Source organism: Streptomyces sp. NPDC057682, assembly GCF_042799575.1.
Taxonomy (GTDB): Bacteria; Actinomycetota; Actinomycetes; order Streptomycetales; family Streptomycetaceae; genus Streptomyces.
Window position 1 is genome coordinate 12177 of sequence record NZ_JBHVIN010000014.1, and the last position, 15822, is coordinate 27998.

A 15822-nucleotide genomic window follows, 5' to 3' on the forward strand; every position below is an offset into this window, starting at 1 on the left:
ACCCTACCGGGAGGGTCCGGCCAGTAGGATCACGGTCGCGCGGGGGCCGGTTCCATGGGGCGGCGGCAGCCACGGGGGCGCCGGTGCGGGTCCGCCCCGGCCCTCCGGCGCGCGGCACGGATGGGGTGGTTGTACCGGTGGGCCAGATCGTCGTGAAACGTCCGCCGCGGGCCCTGCCGCCGCGGCTCCCGGCCGAGCCCCTGGATCTGAAGGCTCCTCCGGTGCTGCCGAGGGGGCAGCGGGAGGGGCTGCTGCTCCAGTTGCTGCCGGTGCTCGGCATGGGTGCGTCGGTGGTGTTCTTCTTCTCGCCGCAGGCTCCGCCGTTCATGCGGATCATGGGTGTGCTGATGCTGGTGTCGACGGCCGGGCTGGCGGCGGCGCAGGTGGTCCGGTACCGGCGGGGTGCGCAGGGGCACATGGCCGAGGCCCGGCGCGACTATCTCGCCTATCTGGCGCGCGTGCGGCGCGAGGTGCGGCGCACGGCGCGCGCCCAGCGCGACACGCAGTGGTATCTGCATCCGGCGCCCGACCAGTTGTGGTCGGTGGTGGCCGAGGGGACCCGGGTGTGGGAACGGCGGTCCGGGGACGCGGACTTCGGGCTGGTGCGGGTCGGGCTGGGCCCGCAGCCGCTGGCGACGCCGCTGTCGGTGCCGGAACCCGGTCCGGCGGAGGATCCCGAGCCGGTGTGCGCGGGGGCGCTGCGGCGGTTCGCGGCGGTGCACGGCCGGCAGGAGGGGCTGCCGGTGGTGTTCCCGGTGCGGGAGGTCCCTCGGGTGGCGTTCGCTGGGCCGGTGGAGCAGGCGCGTTCGTTGGTGCGGGCGGTGGTGGCGCAGTTGGTGACGGCGCACGCGCCGGACGATCTGGTGGTCGGGGTGGTGGCGGCGCCGGGCGCGGTGGAGCACTGGGACTGGACGAAATGGCTGCCGCACGCGCAGGCGCCGGGGCCCGGCGACGGGGCGGGGTCGCGGCGGTTGTTCGGGGCGGACACGGCGGCGCTGGAGGAACTGCTGGCCGGCCGGCTGGAGGGGCGGCCCCGGTTCGGCAGGGACGGCGGGCAGCCGGTGGAGCAGCCGCATGTCGTGGTCGTGGTGGACGGGGGCCGGGCGGCGCCGGATTCGCTGCTGGGGGCCCCGGAGGGGCTTCAAGGGGTGACGGTCCTGGAGGTGGTGCGGGGCGAACCCGTTCCGGTCCGGGACGGGTTGACGGTGCGGGTCGGTCCGGGGCTGCTGCGGGTGGAGCCGGCCGGCGGGGACGCGGTCGCGGGGGTGCCGGACGGTCTGTCGCCGGTGGCGGCCGAGGCGCTGGCCCGGCAGCTCGCGCCGCTGCGGCTGGGCGGCGGGCGGGAGGGCGAACCGCTCCTGTCCGATCTGGACTTCACCGAGTTGCTGGGGCTGGGGGACGCGGGCGCGGTGGACGTGGGCCGCACCTGGCGGCCGCGTCCGGCCTCCGAGCGGCTGCGGGTGCCGATCGGGGTCGGCGAGGACGGGCTGCCGGTGCTGCTGGACCTCAAGGAGGCGGCGCAGGACGGCATGGGGCCGCACGGGCTGTGCGTGGGGGCGACGGGGTCGGGGAAGTCGGAGCTGCTGCGGACACTGGTGCTGGGGCTGGCGGTCACGCATCCCTCGGAGACGCTGAACTTCGTTCTCGCCGACTTCAAGGGCGGGGCCACGTTCAGCGGGATGGCGCGGCTGCCGCACGTGGCCGCCGTCATCACCAACCTGGCCGACGATCTGTCCCTGGTGGACCGGATGGGCGACACGATCCGGGGCGAGCTGCGGCGGCGTCAGGAGCTGCTGCGGGCGGCGGGCGACTACTCCGGGATCCACGACTACGAGCGGGCGCGGGCGGCGGGGGCGCCGCTGGAGCCGCTGGCCTCGCTGGTCCTGGTCATCGACGAGTTCTCGGAACTGCTGGCCGCCCGGCCGGACTTCATCGACATGTTCCTGCAGATCGGCCGGATCGGACGGTCGCTGGGGGTGCATCTGCTGCTGGCCTCGCAGCGGCTGGAGGAGGGTTCGCTGCGCGGTCTGGACACGTATCTCTCGTACCGGATCGGGCTGCGGACCTTCTCGGCGGCGGAGTCGCGGGCGGCGCTGGGGGTGGCGGACGCCTTCCATCTTCCGTCGGTGCCGGGCTCGGGGTATCTCCTGTCCGGTACGCGGGAGATGGTCCGCTTCAAGGCGGCGTACGTGTCGGGGGCGTACCGCGCGGATGTTCCGGCGGGGGGTACGGGAGCGGTGGCGCGGCGGGCGGCGGTGTTCCGGGCGCTGCCGGTGCCGGTGGCCGAGGCGGAGCCGGGTGCGGTCGCCGTGCCGCTGCCGGGGCGTGCGGAGTCCGCGCGCGAGACCGTGCTGTCCGTGGTGGTGCGGAGGCTGGAGGGGCAGGGGGTGCCGGCGCACCGGGTGTGGCTGCCGCCGCTGGACCGTTCGGTGCCGCTGGACCAGGTGCTGCCGGGGCTGGGTCGGCAGGAGGGGCGGGGTTTCACCGCGACGGGGTACAGCAGGCCCGGTGGGCTGACGGTTCCGCTGGGGCTGGTCGACAAGCCGTTCGAACAGCGGCGGGAGGTGCTGTACCAGGACTTCTCGGGGGCGGAGGGGCATCTGTTGGTGGTCGGCGGGCCCCGGTCGGGGAAGTCGACGCTGCTGCGGACGCTGGTGGCGTCGTTCGCGCTGACGCACACGCCACGGGAGGTGCAGTTCTACGGGCTCGACTTCGGCGGGGACGGGCTGTCCGCGCTGGCGGACCTGCCGCACGTGGGGCAGATCGCCTCGCGCCTGGACCCGGAGCGGGTGCGGCGGACCGTGGCGGAGGTGGCGGGGGTGCTCGGCCGCCGGGAGGAGCTGTTCCGGGCCCGGGGCATCGGCTCGATGGCGGCGTACCGGCGCGAGCGGGCCGCGGGGAGGCTGCCGGACGAGGCGTGGGGCGATGTCTTCCTGGTCGTCGACGGCTGGGGCGCGTTCCGTGCCGAGCACGAGCCGCTGGAGCAGGTGGTCACGGACATCGCGGCGCGGGGGCTGGGCTACGGCGTGCACGTGGTGCTGTCGGCCGCGCGGTATCCGGACGTCCGGGCGGCGCTGAAGGACCAGGTGCTGGGGCGGCTGGAACTGCGGCTGGGCGACGCCCTGGACTCCGAGTTCGACCGGAAGGTCGCCGCGCGGGTGCCGGCCGGGGTTCCGGGGCGCGGCCAGATCGCGGAGAAGCTGCACTTCATGGCGGCGCTGCCGGTGATCGACGCGGTCAGCGACACCGCGGATCCGGACGAGGGCACGGCCGCTCTGGTGGACCGAATCCGCACGCACTGGACGGGCGATCCGGCCCCCGCCGTGCGGCTGCTGCCGCACCGGCTGCCCGCCGAACGGCTGCCGAAGGGCTTCGAGTTCCCGGACCGGGGCATCGCCCTCGGTGTCGCGGAGTCGGATCTGGAGCCGGTCTTCGTGGACTTCGACAGCGATCCGTTCCTGCTGGTGTTCGGCGAGGGCGAGTCGGGGAAGACGAATCTGCTGCGGCTGGTCGTCAAGCAGCTGGCCGAGCGGTACTCCCCCGAGGAGGCGCGGCTCGTCGTCGGTGACTACCGGCGCGGGCTGATGGGGGCGCTGCCGGAGACCCATCTGCTGGAGTACGCGCCGACGGCGGACGCCCTGCGCACCCATATGGAGGCTCTGGCCCGGGTGTTCGCGCGGCGCCAGCCCCCGGCGGACGTGACACCGCGGCAGTTGCGCGAGCGCAGCTGGTGGTCGGGGCCGCGGATCTTCGTGGTGGTGGACGACTACGACCTGGTCGCGACGGCCTCGGGCAGTCCGCTGGCGCCGCTGGCGGAGTATCTGCCGTTCGCCCGGGACGCCGGGGTGCGCTTCGTCGTCGCGCGGACCTCGGCGGGGGCCTCGCGGGGGCTGTACGAGCCGTTCCTGCAGCGGGCCGGGGAGTTGGGGGCACAGGGGCTGGTGCTCTCCGGGGATCCGGGCGAGGGCGATCTCGTCGGGTCGGTGCGCGCGCGTCCGCTGCCGCCGGGGCGCGGGTATCTCGTCGGACGGCGCGGCGGCGCCCGGCTGGTGCAGACGGGATGGCTGGCCGAGCGTCCCTGACCCGTGCGCGGGGGGCGCGTGGGGGAGGCACGGAAGCACACGTACACGCTGTTCCCCGGCCGTGTCCAGGGGCGGTGCCGGTGCCTGTACGGTGCCGTGCAGAGCCACGTACGGAGAGGACCCTTGACCATGGGCACACAGGCGGAGAAGGACGAGCTGTACGCACTCGACATCTCGGGGGTGGAATGGCTGAGCGCCCCCGGGACCGAGCAGGAGGAGGAGCGCGTGGAGATCGCTCATCTGCCGGGCGGAGCGGTGGCGATGCGCTCGTCGCTGGACCCGGACACGGTGCTGCGTTACACGGAGGCGGAGTGGCGCGCGTTCGTCCTGGGCGCCCGGGACGGCGAGTTCGACCTGACGTAGCCGTCCGGCGGTGCAGGGGGCGCGTCCGGGGGAAGCGCCCCCTCCTTCTCTTTCCGCCGGTGCGGGCGGGGTGTTCAGTACGCCTCGGTGAACAGGCCCGAGGCCTTGAGGTCGGTGGCGCGGTAGTGGTCCTTGCCGTTCTCGACGATCCGCGCGATGTGCTCCAGACGGTTCCTCATGTGGTCCGCCCTGCCGCGGTAGTCGTTCTGGAGCGTGACGTACGCCGCGTGCGCCTCGCCGTCCCAGGTGTCGGTGACGACCTTGAGGGCGGTGTCCATCTCCTCCAGGTCGTGGCAGATGTTCCGGGAGACGGCGCGGATGCGGTTGGCCATCTCCTGGACGCTCTCGTAGCGGACCTTGGTGTGCGGGTCGTGGCCCATGGGTGTTCCTCTGCGGTGGAAGGGTCGGCCCGGCCGTCCGGCGGGCGGGGTCAGATGCCGTCGAGGCCGGAGCCGCCGCGTGCGGCCGGGGCCTGTTCCCCGACGGCGCCGAAGGCCGCGCGGACCTCCTCGTCGGTGGCGTTGCTCAGGTTCTTGGTGCTCGCGACCGCGTGGAGGAGCACGGTGAGGAGGCGGCGGATCCGGTCGTGGTCCTCGTTGAGCGCGAGCTGCGCCGAGGTGAAGCCGGAGGCGCCGACGCCGGTCCAGCCGGCTCCGGCCGTGGCGAGGATGTCCGCCAGTTCCCTGGACTGCCGGGAGACGGCCTCGGCGGTGTCGACGATGCGGTTCCTGGCCTGGACGAGCGGGTCGTCGGCGAGGGCGAAACCACCCGCGGGGCTGGTCATGCGGAGGTCCTCTCCGAGGGCGCCGGAGGGCGCGGTGACGGGGGTGTGGGGGCTGAACCCGGCGCTCACCCTAGCCACTTCGGTGCCGCTCCCCGGACGGCCGCCGGTGGCACTCCGGTCCCTTCGGCGGTCAGCGGGGGCGCGGGGAGCGGCGGCGCCGGAGGTCGCGGGCGACGGTCGTGGTGCCGGCCACCGCGCCGACCAGCACCACGGCAGCGGACAGCGCGTAGGCCGCGTAGCGCTTGGTGCGCCGCCGCTCGGGTCCGTCCGCCGACAGCCGCGCGGGCTCGGGGGCGAGGGCCCCGGCGGGTGCGGGGCCGGGGTGCGGCGCGTCCTGCGGGGCGGCGTCGCCGGACAGTGCGCGGACCGGGTCGACTACACCCCATCCGACGAAGGGGTCACGGCCGTTGACGGAGCGCTGCGCCGTCTGTTCGATGCGGGCGGCGATCTGCGGCGCTGTCCAGTCGGGGTACTTGGCGCGCAGGAGGGCGGCGACGCCGCTGACGTAGGGCGCGGAGAAGCTGGTGCCGTTGTCGGTGCACTGGCCGTTGCCCGGGACGGTGGAGACGATGTCGACGCCCGGGGCGGCGACGTCCACGAAGTCGCCCGGCTGGGAGAAGGCGGCCCGTTCGTCGTCGCGGTCGGAGGCGGCGACGGCGAGGACGCCGGGGAAGGCGGCCGGATAGGTGTTCCCGGACCGGCCGTCCGCGCCGTCGTTGCCCGCCGACGCGACCACGACGACGTCCTCGGCGACGGCGCGGGCCACCGCGCGGCCGAGCACGGAGTCCTCGGTCAGCGGCCGGGAGGTGTCCTGGGAGATGTTGATGACCCCGGCGCCCTCGGCGACCGCGTGGTCGATCCCGGCGGCCATGGTGCTGTCCCTGCCGCTGTGCCGGCCGTCGTTCTGGCGGACCGGGATGACGGTGGCCTCGGGGGCCAGGCCGACGAAGCCCGTGCCGGCGCGGGGGCGGGCGGCGATGATGCCCGCGACCTTGGTGCCGTGGCCGGACTCGTCGAGTGTCCCGTCGCCCCCGGTGCCGGTGTAGTCGATGCCGGCGGACCGGTCCACTGCGGCGGTGAGCTGCGGATTGGTGGTGTCCACGCCGGTGTCGACGACGGCGACGCGGACGCCCTTGCCGCGGGTGTCCTTCCACAGGGCGTCGAGCAGCACGCGCTGGAGCGGCCAGGGGCGGCCCTCGAACTGCTCCCGCATCGGGAAGGCGCACTCCCCGCCGCCGTCCAGGTGCGGTCCGGGGTCCGCGGCGGCGTACGCGGCCTGCGGTGCCGCGAGCAGGGCCAGGGCGGCGGCCGCCGCCGGCAGCGCCCCCGTCCGGTGTCGCATCGTGTCCTCTCCCCCGTCCGTCCCCGTGCCGCCCGTCAGGAGCCCTGGGGCCTGCGGGCGCTCTCAGTGTCGAGCCTCGGCCCCCGGGCCAGGAACTCCGACCAGGCGTGCGGCACCGGGACGGGGACCGTCTTCCCGTATCCCAGCCGGATCTGCGCCTCGCCGGGCACCGGCCGGGTGCCGGGCCGCGTGGTGCCGCCGTCGCCGTTCGTCCGGACCGCGTACCGCAGTCCGGTGTCCGTCACCAGGAAGAGTGAACCGTCCGGGCCCGTCCGGCCCTCGCGGACCGGGGTGTAGAGGAGCCCGCTGCCCGGGGTGACGTAGGTGCTGGTGCCGCCGGTTCCGACGGCGGCGGGATAGGCGGTGCCCGCCCAGGTGCTGAGGGTCGTGCGGCCGGAGCCGTCGGTGGAGCGCAGCACGCTGCACACGGTGTCGCGCGCGGCGGATCCCGTGTCGGTGCTGTTGACGCGGACGGCCCGGTGCGTGGGCCAGCGGAGGGCCGGGTCCTCGAACGGCTCGGTCGCGGGGACGAAGTCCTGGAGCCCCGCGGGGCGTGCCTCGCCGGCCAGGTCGAGGACGGCGGTACGCGGCGCGTTGATGAGCAGCCAGGCGGTGAACTCCGAGACCGGCCGGACCTCGCGGTCGAGGACGACGTAGTACGCCGTGCCCTCCCCGTTCCTGGTGCGCAGCACCGTGCCGACGCGGTTCTCGCGCGCGGACAGGTGCCCCTCGATGTGTGCCGGGGCGCCGGTCTCGCCGGGGATGTCCGGGAAGGCGAGGGGGCTGCCGTCGTGCAGGGTGGCCAGCCAGTCGTCGGTGACGGGCTGCGGTGGGGCGCTGCCGACGAGGGCGTCGGTGAGGTGGCCCTGGTCCTCGGGGGTCTCGTCGACGCGGTACTTGGTGCCGCGGGCGTCCACGAGGTAGCGGGTGCCGTCCTGGCCCCGGACGTAGAGGACCTGTCCCCCGGTGAGCCGGCCGGCTCCCTCGGTCAGGTCCCGGTCGCGCGCTCCGAGGACGAACGCGGCCTTCTGCACGGAGCCGCCCCCGCCACCCGGCTGCACGCAGACCGCCCAGCGCTTGGCGGTGCCGGCGTCCTCGGGCTCCGGCAGCCGGTCGGGGGCGTACGGGATGCCGAGGACGGGTCCGCGCGCCGGGTCACCGGCGTCCAGGACGGAGTCGTCGACCTGGACGACTCCGTACTGCCTCGGGTCCAGCAGCAGCCGGGCCGAGGCGAGGTTCAGCACGGGGTGCAGCAGGGTCCTGCGGTCCGCGCCCCGGCCGGTGGTGAGCACGACGTACCGGGTGGTCGACGTCTTGCCGACGACGACCTTGGCGCCGGGGCGGTCCCAGTCGCGGGGCGCGGCCGGGCGGAACATCCCGTACGCGCCGAATCCGGCGAGGATCAGCGCACCGGCGACCAGTCCGGGCAGGACGGCGCGCAGGGGGCGCGGGGCCCCTTCGTCGGAGCCGGTGGGAGAGGGCCGCAGAAAGGCCGCCACCACGCGCCGCTTCGAGAAGGTGTACGCGTTCAGCTCGTCGCGCCGCGATGTCATGGATCCGCCCCCGTCCGTCCGCACGGCACCGGGGAGCGCCCCGGCCGGCGTCCCGTGCCGGGCCCCCGCTGCCTGACCGGCCCCCTACTATGCCTGTCGGTCCCCGGGGCGTCGGGCGCCGGGTAGGGTGATGGGCCCCGTCGGACGGTTCGGCGGGCGTACGTGCACGGGCTCTCTTCGGGGGCGGACGAACGGGGGTGCCGCGATGAGGGCTTCCGCGACGCGAACGGTTCCGGTCCCGGGCGCGCGGCCCGCCGGGGCGGACGCGGACGGCGTCCCGGTCCCCGGCGCCGGGACGGGCATCACCCGGCCGAGTGAACGGGTGGGATTCCGGAGGCCGTTGCGGCTGCACCAGCTGGTCCTGTGCGAGCTGGCCGGGGCGTTGCTGCTGTGTGCCTATGTCGTGGACCCGCTGCTGCTGGCGCCCGCCTCGGTGCTCGCCGGACTGCTCGCGGTGCTCGCGCTGGTGCGCCGGCGGCGCCGTTCCCTTCCGGCGCTGCTGCGGACGGTCCTGGCCTTCCGGGCGCGCGTCCGCGCGGCCCGCACCCCGCCGGTGGCGGACGGGGGCGGCGGAGCGGTCCCGGCCCCTCTCTCCGAGTGCGAACCGGCGCTGCGGACCTATGCGTTCGGCGGCGGCGAGCGGCGTCCGGTGGGCATGATCGGCGACGGCACCTGTCTGACGGCGGTCCTGCGCGTCGGGGCGGACGGCGCGGCGCTGCGCCCCGGCCGCTCCGCCCGGCCGCTGCCCCTGGAACTGGTACGGGACGCGCTCGACGTGGACGGCATCCGGCTGGAGTCCGCGCAGATCGTCCAGCACACCCGGCCCGCACCCGCGCCGGGGCTCCCGGAGGATTCGGTGGCCGCCCGCAACTACGCGCCCCTGCAGGCGGATTCGGGTACTCCGGCGGTGCGGATCACCTGGATCGCGCTGCGGCTCGCCCCGGAACTCTGCCCGGAGGCGGTACGGGCCCGGGGCGGCGGCCTCGTCGGGGCGCAGCGGTGCGTGGTGCGCGCTGCGGACCAGCTGGCCGGGCGGCTGAGCGGGGCCGGGCTCGGCGCGACGGTACTGACGGAACCGGAGCTGGGCGCGGCGCTCACCCTCTCGCTGGGCGCGGATCCGGCGGTGACGGCACGGGCCGCGCGGGACGGGGCGACCGTCCGTCGCACCCGGGAGACCTCGCGGACCTGGAGCTGCGACGGCCGTCCGCAGACCACCTACTGGGTGCGCCGCTGGCCGGAGCCGGGCGGCGGACGGGCCGCGCTGCCGGAACTGGTCGCCCTGCTCACCTCGGTCCCGGCCCGCGCCACCACGTTCGCGCTGACGCTGGCGCACGGCGACCGGCAGGAGACCGCGCTCACCGGCCATGTCCGGGTCGGCGGCGAGGACGAGCGCCAACTGCTCGCGGCCCGGCACGCGTTGGAAAGGGCGGCGCGCGGGGCGCGGGCCTCGCTGGTGCGGCTCGACCGCGACCAGCTGCCCGGTCTGCTGGCCACGCTGCCGCTGGGAGGGACCCGCTGATGGCGGTACGCGGGCGGGGGCGGCCGGTGTTCGGGCGGTTCGCGCCCCCGCGCCCCCGGCACTCGGTCCGGCCGGAGCAGTTGGCGTCGCTGGCGCTTCCGGTGGGCGACGACGGGGTGGTGATCGGGGTCGACGGTGAGGGCGGTCCCGCCGTCCTCGGGCTGTTCCGGCCGACGCCGTACGACGTCACCCTGGTCGGCGGGCTGTGGACCGCGCAGGTCCTGGCCCTGCGCACGGTGGCGACCGGGGCCCGTGTCGTCGTCGAGACGGGCCGGGCAGCGGCCTGGGCGGGGCTGGTGCGCGCGGCGGGCGGTGCGGACCACGGCATCGCGCTGCACGAGGTGGGCCGGGTACCGCCGCTGGGGGCGTCCGCCGGTGCGCCGGTAGTCGTGGTGCGGGACTGCGGCACGCGGCCCCCGCGCGGGCGGGTGGCCTCGGCGCCCTGGCAGTCGGTGGTGACGCTGGTGCCGTATCCGAGTCCGGTGGCCGCCGGACTGATGGAGAAGGCGTCCCTGGTCGGGGTGCAGCGGGTCTCCCCGGACGAGGCCGGCGCGATCGGCCGGCTGATGCTGCTCGGCGCGGAGGAGGTGCGGGCCCTGTCGACGATGGCGGACGGTGTCACCCTGTGGTGCACCCGGCGGGACCGGCGGTTCGTGATGACCCGGCCGACCGACGCGGAGAGCGGTCTGCTGGGCGGCGCACGCCGGGTGGACTGACCGGCTCGCCCCGGAAGGTGTCCGACACGTCCCCACAGCACCGCTTCGTGAATGAATGGGGTGGATTTCCCCCTACAGATGTGCATGTTTGAGCGCTTTTCCCTTCACTTTCCGCTGCGCTCAGTCCACTTGAGGTCCGTACCTGGCGAAGGGGACGGTGTTCGCGGTGCCGTACGGCCTGCCGTAGCGAGGCCGATGACGATTAGGGTGGGTCCGGGCGCGGCAGAAGAACCTGCGGGTAGGTGTCGCGTCCCCGGGGGGAGAGCCGGGCGGCTCGCGTTGCGGAAACGGTCGCCCCCACCCACCACGGCACAAGGGTGCTCGACCACACCAGGAGGCAACAGTGAACGGCGATCGGGACGGAATCCGCGGGGGCTGGGACAAGCCCGTCGACGAGTCGTCCGACGCGGAGCCCGCCGAGCTGACGGGTGAGTTCACCATCGACTACACCCCGCCCGCCTGGTACACGCAGAACGCGCCGGGTGACTCCTCGGGCGGTGCGGGCACGCCTCTGGCACCCCCGCCGCCGCCCGGCGGCGCACCGGTGTCGCTGCCCGGACTGCCGCCGGGGGGCGGCTTCGAACCCGACTGGACGCCGGCACCCCCGGCGCCCGCCGCCGACGCCTCGGCCTTCCCACCGCCGCCCGCCGCCGACGCCTCGGCCTTCCCGCCGCCGGGCGCGGGGGACGCCGGCGGCGCTCCCGACGCCTTCGGGAGCGGCGATGTGGAGAGCGGGGCGACCATGCGGTTCTCCTCCGCCGCGCTGAAGCGGGAGATCGCGGAGCTGGAGGCGGCTGCCGCCGGCGGCGGGTCCGGTGCCGGCGCGGACGCGTCCGGCCCCTCCGACGAGGCGCGGGACGCCGGCGCGGAAGCGTCGGCGGACGCCGGGGACGCCCCGGCGGCCGGGAACGACGGAACGGACGGCGAGGACGACGAGGGCCACGGCTCCTCCGTGTCCGCCCCCTCCGCGTCCCTCCCCTCCGACGAGGTCCCGTCCGACGAGGTCCCCGTGGACGCCGTGCCGTCCGACGCCGTGCCCTTCCCCGCCGAGCCGAACGACGCCGTGCCGTCGTCCGACGCGGAGGCGGACGCGCCCGCCCCGTCGTCCGACGCGCCCGCCGGGGACGACGGGGACGACGCCTCGTCCGGCGGCATTCCGCACGCCGTCTCCGGCCTTCCCCCGCAGGCCCCCGAACCGTCGGACGCCGTGCCGCCGGCCCCGGCCCCGGCCGCGCTCGATCTGCCGGGTGCCCCGGCGCCGCAGGACGCCGCGCCGGTTCCGTGGACGCCGGGCCCGCCGCCCGGCGGGCTGCCGCCGCTGCCGCCCGCGTTCCAGCCGGCGGCGCAGCAGCAGCCGGCCGCGCCCCAGCCCGCCTCCCACTGGCCGCCGCAGGCGCCCGCCGCTCCGGCCCCGGCCGCCCCCGCCGACCAGGGCGGTTACGGCTTCCCGCAGCCCGCCGCCGCACCGGCCCCGCAGCCGCCGGCCCCGGCCGCGCCTCAGGGGGGCTACGGCTTCCCCCAACAGACGCCCGCTCAGCAGACCCCGGCGCCGCAGACGCCGCCCCAGCAGCCCCAGCAGCCCCAGCCGAACGCCGCGCTCCCGGCCCCGATCCCCCAGCAGCCCGCACCGCAGGCCCCGCAGGCGCCCCAGGCCCCGCAGCCGCCCACACCGCAGGCGCCCCAGTGGCCGGCGCAGCAGGGCTCGGCCCTGCCCGCGCCCCAGGCACCCCAGAGTCCGCAGGGCGGGTACGGCTTCCCGCAGCAGGCGCAGCCCCCGGCCCCGGCCCCGGCCCCGCAACTGCCCGGACTGCCCCCCGCACCGAACCTGCCCGCCCCGCTTCCTCAGCAGCCCGCGCACCCGCAGGGGCTGCCGGCCGGCCAGCCGGGCCAGGCGGGTCCGGTGCCGGGCCAGCAGGCCCAGGGCGCGCCCGGTCAGCAGCCGGTGCCGGGGGCGCCGCCCGCCGACCCCCGGACCGGGAACGCCTGGCCGACACCGGTCACGCACGACCAGCGCGAGCGGTCGATGCCGGGCGCGCCGATCGGTTACACGGCCGCCGTCGAGCTGTCGTCGGACCGGCTGGTCCGGGGCAAGCAGAAGGCGAAGAGCAGCCGCAATCCCTCGGGCGCCTCGCGGTTCAAGCTGGGCGGCAAGAAGGAGGAGCAGGAGCGGCAGCGCAAGCTGGACCTCATCCGCACCCCGGTGCTCTCCTGCTACCGGATCGCGGTGATCAGCCTCAAGGGCGGCGTGGGCAAGACCACGACCACCACCGCGCTCGGTGCCACGCTGGCCACCGAGCGGCAGGACAAGATCCTCGCCATCGACGCCAACCCGGACGCGGGCACGCTGGGACGGCGGGTGCGGCGCGAGACCGGTGCGACCATCCGCGACCTGGTCCAGGCCATCCCGCACCTCAACTCGTACATGGACATCCGGCGGTTCACCTCGCAGGCGCCCTCCGGTCTGGAGATCATCGCCAACGACGTGGACCCGGCGGTCTCGACGACGTTCAACGACGAGGACTACCGGCGCGCGATCGACGTGCTGGGCAAGCAGTACCCGATCATCCTCACGGACTCGGGCACCGGTCTGCTCTACAGCGCGATGCGCGGGGTGCTCGACCTCGCCGACCAGCTGATCATCATCTCGACACCGTCCGTGGACGGCGCGTCGAGCGCCTCGACCACGCTGGACTGGCTCTCGGCGCACGGGTACGCGGAGCTGGTCTCGCGCTCCCTGACGGTCATCTCGGGGGTCCGCGAGACCGGCAAGATGATCAAGGTGGACGATATCGTCCAGCACTTCCAGACGCGCTGCCGCGGCGTGGTCGTCGTGCCGTTCGACGAGCACCTGTCGGCGGGCGCCGAGGTCGACCTGGACATGATGCGTCCGAAGACCCGGGAGGCGTACTTCAACCTCTCCGCCCTGGTCGCCGAGGACTTCGCGCGCGCCCAGCAGCAGCAGGGGCTGTGGACCTCGGACGGCAGCGGCCCGCCGCCGCAGTACGCGCCGCCGATGCCCGGTCAGCCGCTGCCGCCGGGTCAGCAGGTACCGGGCCAGCAGCCCTACGTACCCCAGCAGCCCGGTCAGCCCCAGCAGCCGTACCCGCCGCAGCAGCCCGGTCAGTGGGGCGGACAGCCGCAGCAGCCCTATCCGGCGCAGCAACCGGCTCCCGGGGCCGGGCAGAACTGGCAGCGGACGCCGCCCTCCCAGGCGCAGTCCGCGGCCGGTCCGGCGGGGCAGCCGCAGCCCTCGCAGTTCGGGGGACAGCCTGGTCAGCCGGGTGGGCCGACGCCTCCCGAACTCCAGGGTCCGGTGCCGCCCGCCGGCTGGCAGCAGCAGCCGCCCCAGCCGCCGTCAGCGCCTCAGCAGTAAGGCGTCAGAGGTCTGAACCAATGAGGGTCCTCCTCGCATTCGCGAAGGGGACCCTCATGGCATTACCGCAGACCACACGCCGTTTCGGGGACCGTTGACGCGGCTCGACCACCGCTGATAAACCTTCGCTTCACCAGCTGGCGAACCACAGATCAACCCGCCTTCTCCGTGCGAGTCCTGACGCGAGGTCCCTGACCATGGTCGTAAGAGTTCCACCGCCCTCAGCCCAGCCACGTTCACGTCTGCGCATTCTCCTGGCCTCCGGTGCCGCCGCCCTCGCGCTCGCGGCCGCGTCCGTCGTCCCGGGCGTTCCCCTCGGGTCCGCCCCCCAGCAGGCGCAGGCCGCCGACGCCGGGTCCGGCAAGACACTGACCGTCGCCGTCGCCCAGAGCATCGACTCCCTGAGCCCGTTCCTCGCCCAGAAGCTGCTGAGCACCAGCATCTCCCGGCTCATGTACGACTTCCTGACGAACTACGACCCCAAGGACAACCACGCGGTCCCGGGGCTCGCCACGAAGTGGGAGCCGTCGGCCGACAAGCTGACCTGGACGTACACCATCCGGCCCGATTCGAAGTGGTCGGACGGGCAGCAGGCCACCGCCGAGGACGCGGCGTGGACGTTCAACAAGATGATGACGGACGACGCCGCCGCGCAGGCCAACGGCAGCTTCGTGTCCAACTTCAAGAAGGTCACGGCTCCCAGCCCCACGCAGCTGGTCATCGAGCTCAAGGAGCCGCAGGCCACCATGGCCGCGCTCGACGTCCCGATCGTGCCCAAGCACGTCTGGGAGAAGGTCACCGACTTCTCGAAGTTCAACAACGACAAGGACTTCCCGGTCGTCGGCAACGGCCCCTTCATCCTGACCGACTACAAGGTCGACCAGTACGTGAAGCTGAAGGCCAACCCGGACTTCTGGCGCGGCAGGCCCAAGTTCGACGAACTGGTCTTCAAGACGTACAAGGACCAGGACGCCGCCGTGGCCGCCCTCCGCACGGGTGAGGTCTCCTTCGTCGCCGGTTCGCCCGCGCTCACCCCCGCCCAGGCGGACTCGCTCAAGAGCGAGAAGAACGTCAAGGTCAACGAGGGCCCCGGCCGCCGCTTCTTCGCGCTGGCCACCAACCCGGGCGCGCAGACCAAGGACGGCAAGAAGTTCGGCGACGGCAACAAGGCGCTGCTCGACCAGAAGGTCCGCCAGGCGCTGTTCCTGTCGATCGACCGCAAGACGATCATCGACAAGGTCTTCCGGGGCCACGCCGTCGAGGGCCAGGGCTACATCCCGCCGCGCTTCCCCGCGTACTACTGGCAGCCCTCCGCCGACCAGGCGCTGGCCTACGACCCCGCCAAGGCGGGGCAACTGCTGGACCAGGCGGGTTACACCCTCAAGGGTGACAAGCGCGTCGGCAAGGACGGCAAGCCCCTCGATCTGCGCATCCTGTGCCATGCGACCGACCCGAACGACAAGGCCATCGGCAAGTACCTCAAGGAGTGGTGGGGCAAGCTCGGCATCGGCCTCAAGGTCGACTGCCTCGACGACGTCTCCGTGCCGTGGTACGCGGGCGAGTACGACCTCGCCTTCGACGGCTGGTCCGTCAACCCGGACCCGGACTTCGTCCTCGGCATCCACACCTGCGCCGCCCTGCCCGCCAAGAAGGCGGCGAGCGCGGCCACGGACAACTTCATCTGCGACAAGACGTACGACGGCCTGTACAAGAAGCAGCTCGCCGAGTACGACCCGGCCAAGCGGGCGGACATCGTCAAGGAGATGCAGTCCTGGCTGTACGACTCCGGGTACATGAGCGTCCTCGCGTACCCGAACGCGGTCGAGGCCTACCGCACCGACCAGATCAAGTCGATCACGACCATGCCCGAGGCGGCCGGCAACATCTACGGCCAGGACGGGTACTGGAGCTGGTGGTCGGCGGTTCCCGCGGACGGTGCCGGTGACGGTGACGGCGGCAGCGGCTCCGGTTCCTCCACGGGCGTCGTGATCGGCGTCGTCGTGGTGGTCCTGGTCCTCGCGGGCGGCGGCTTCCTCTTCGCGAGGCGTCGGCGCACCACCGCGGACGACCGCGAGTAGTCCCTCGCGCCG

Annotated in this window: 10 protein-coding genes; 6 read left to right on the forward strand and 4 right to left on the reverse strand. The window is 74.6% G+C overall.

Going from position 1 to position 15822, the window contains the following annotated elements; genetic code table 11:
* The first annotated feature begins 137 nt into the window (after positions 1–137).
* A complete protein-coding gene (gene eccCa / locus ACFVDM_RS24660; RefSeq protein ID WP_383644005.1) occupies positions 138–4082 on the forward strand; it encodes a type VII secretion protein EccCa in 3945 nt (1314 codons plus the stop codon).
* A gap of 129 nt (positions 4083–4211) precedes the next feature.
* Positions 4212–4445, forward strand: coding sequence for a DUF397 domain-containing protein (locus tag ACFVDM_RS24665; protein ID WP_383644008.1), 234 nt, complete (start codon positions 4212–4214; stop codon positions 4443–4445).
* A gap of 74 nt (positions 4446–4519) precedes the next feature.
* Here the strand turns inward: ACFVDM_RS24665 and ACFVDM_RS24670 are convergent, their stop codons facing one another.
* The 4 genes from ACFVDM_RS24670 to eccB form a co-directional block, all read right to left on the reverse strand.
* Entirely contained in the window at positions 4520–4825 is a 306-nt protein-coding gene (locus ACFVDM_RS24670; protein ID WP_383644011.1) for a WXG100 family type VII secretion target, read from the reverse strand.
* A gap of 50 nt (positions 4826–4875) precedes the next feature.
* Positions 4876–5229, reverse strand: a complete 354-nt coding sequence (locus ACFVDM_RS24675; RefSeq protein WP_383644013.1) for a hypothetical protein — start codon at positions 5227–5229, stop codon at positions 4876–4878.
* A gap of 130 nt (positions 5230–5359) precedes the next feature.
* Entirely contained in the window at positions 5360–6571 is a 1212-nt protein-coding gene (gene mycP, locus ACFVDM_RS24680) for a type VII secretion-associated serine protease mycosin (protein WP_383644016.1), read from the reverse strand.
* 35 nt (positions 6572–6606) lie between these two features.
* Positions 6607–8124: a type VII secretion protein EccB gene (gene eccB / locus ACFVDM_RS24685; RefSeq protein ID WP_383644019.1), complete on the reverse strand. Its 1518-nt coding sequence runs from the start codon at positions 8122–8124 to the stop codon at positions 6607–6609.
* 346 nt (positions 8125–8470) lie between these two features.
* Between eccB and eccE the strand changes: the two genes are divergently transcribed.
* The 4 genes from eccE to ACFVDM_RS24705 all read left to right on the forward strand — a co-directional run bounded on the left by eccE (position 8471) and on the right by ACFVDM_RS24705 (position 15810).
* On the forward strand, positions 8471–9643 hold the full coding sequence (eccE, locus tag ACFVDM_RS24690; RefSeq protein ID WP_383644574.1) for a type VII secretion protein EccE: 1173 nt from the start codon (positions 8471–8473) through the stop codon (positions 9641–9643).
* Entirely contained in the window at positions 9643–10359 is a 717-nt protein-coding gene (locus ACFVDM_RS24695; protein WP_383644022.1) for a hypothetical protein, read from the forward strand. Before eccE ends, ACFVDM_RS24695 begins: the two co-directional genes overlap by 1 nt.
* Positions 10360–10702: 343 nt before the next feature.
* Complete coding sequence (locus ACFVDM_RS24700; protein ID WP_383644025.1) at positions 10703–13732, forward strand: SCO5717 family growth-regulating ATPase; 3030 nt, start codon at positions 10703–10705, stop codon at positions 13730–13732.
* Between the two features lie 197 nt (positions 13733–13929).
* A complete protein-coding gene (locus ACFVDM_RS24705; protein ID WP_383644028.1) occupies positions 13930–15810 on the forward strand; it encodes an ABC transporter substrate-binding protein in 1881 nt (626 codons plus the stop codon).
* Positions 15811–15822 lie beyond the last annotated feature (12 nt).

Bases quoted from the DNA above. Each gene is read 5' to 3' on its own strand.
- ACFVDM_RS24665 (WP_383644008.1), top strand. From the start codon at position 4,212: ATGGGCACACAGGCGGAGAAGGACGAGCTGTACGCACTCGACATCTCG.
- ACFVDM_RS24695 (WP_383644022.1), top strand. From the start codon at position 9,643: ATGGCGGTACGCGGGCGGGGGCGGCCGGTGTTCGGGCGGTTCGCGCCC.
- mycP (WP_383644016.1), bottom strand. From the start codon at position 6,571: ATGCGACACCGGACGGGGGCGCTGCCGGCGGCGGCCGCCGCCCTGGCC.
- eccB (WP_383644019.1), bottom strand. From the start codon at position 8,124: ATGACATCGCGGCGCGACGAGCTGAACGCGTACACCTTCTCGAAGCGG.
- ACFVDM_RS24670 (WP_383644011.1), bottom strand. From the start codon at position 4,825: ATGGGCCACGACCCGCACACCAAGGTCCGCTACGAGAGCGTCCAGGAG.
- ACFVDM_RS24675 (WP_383644013.1), bottom strand. From the start codon at position 5,229: ATGACCAGCCCCGCGGGTGGTTTCGCCCTCGCCGACGACCCGCTCGTC.
- ACFVDM_RS24705 (WP_383644028.1), top strand. From the start codon at position 13,930: ATGGTCGTAAGAGTTCCACCGCCCTCAGCCCAGCCACGTTCACGTCTG.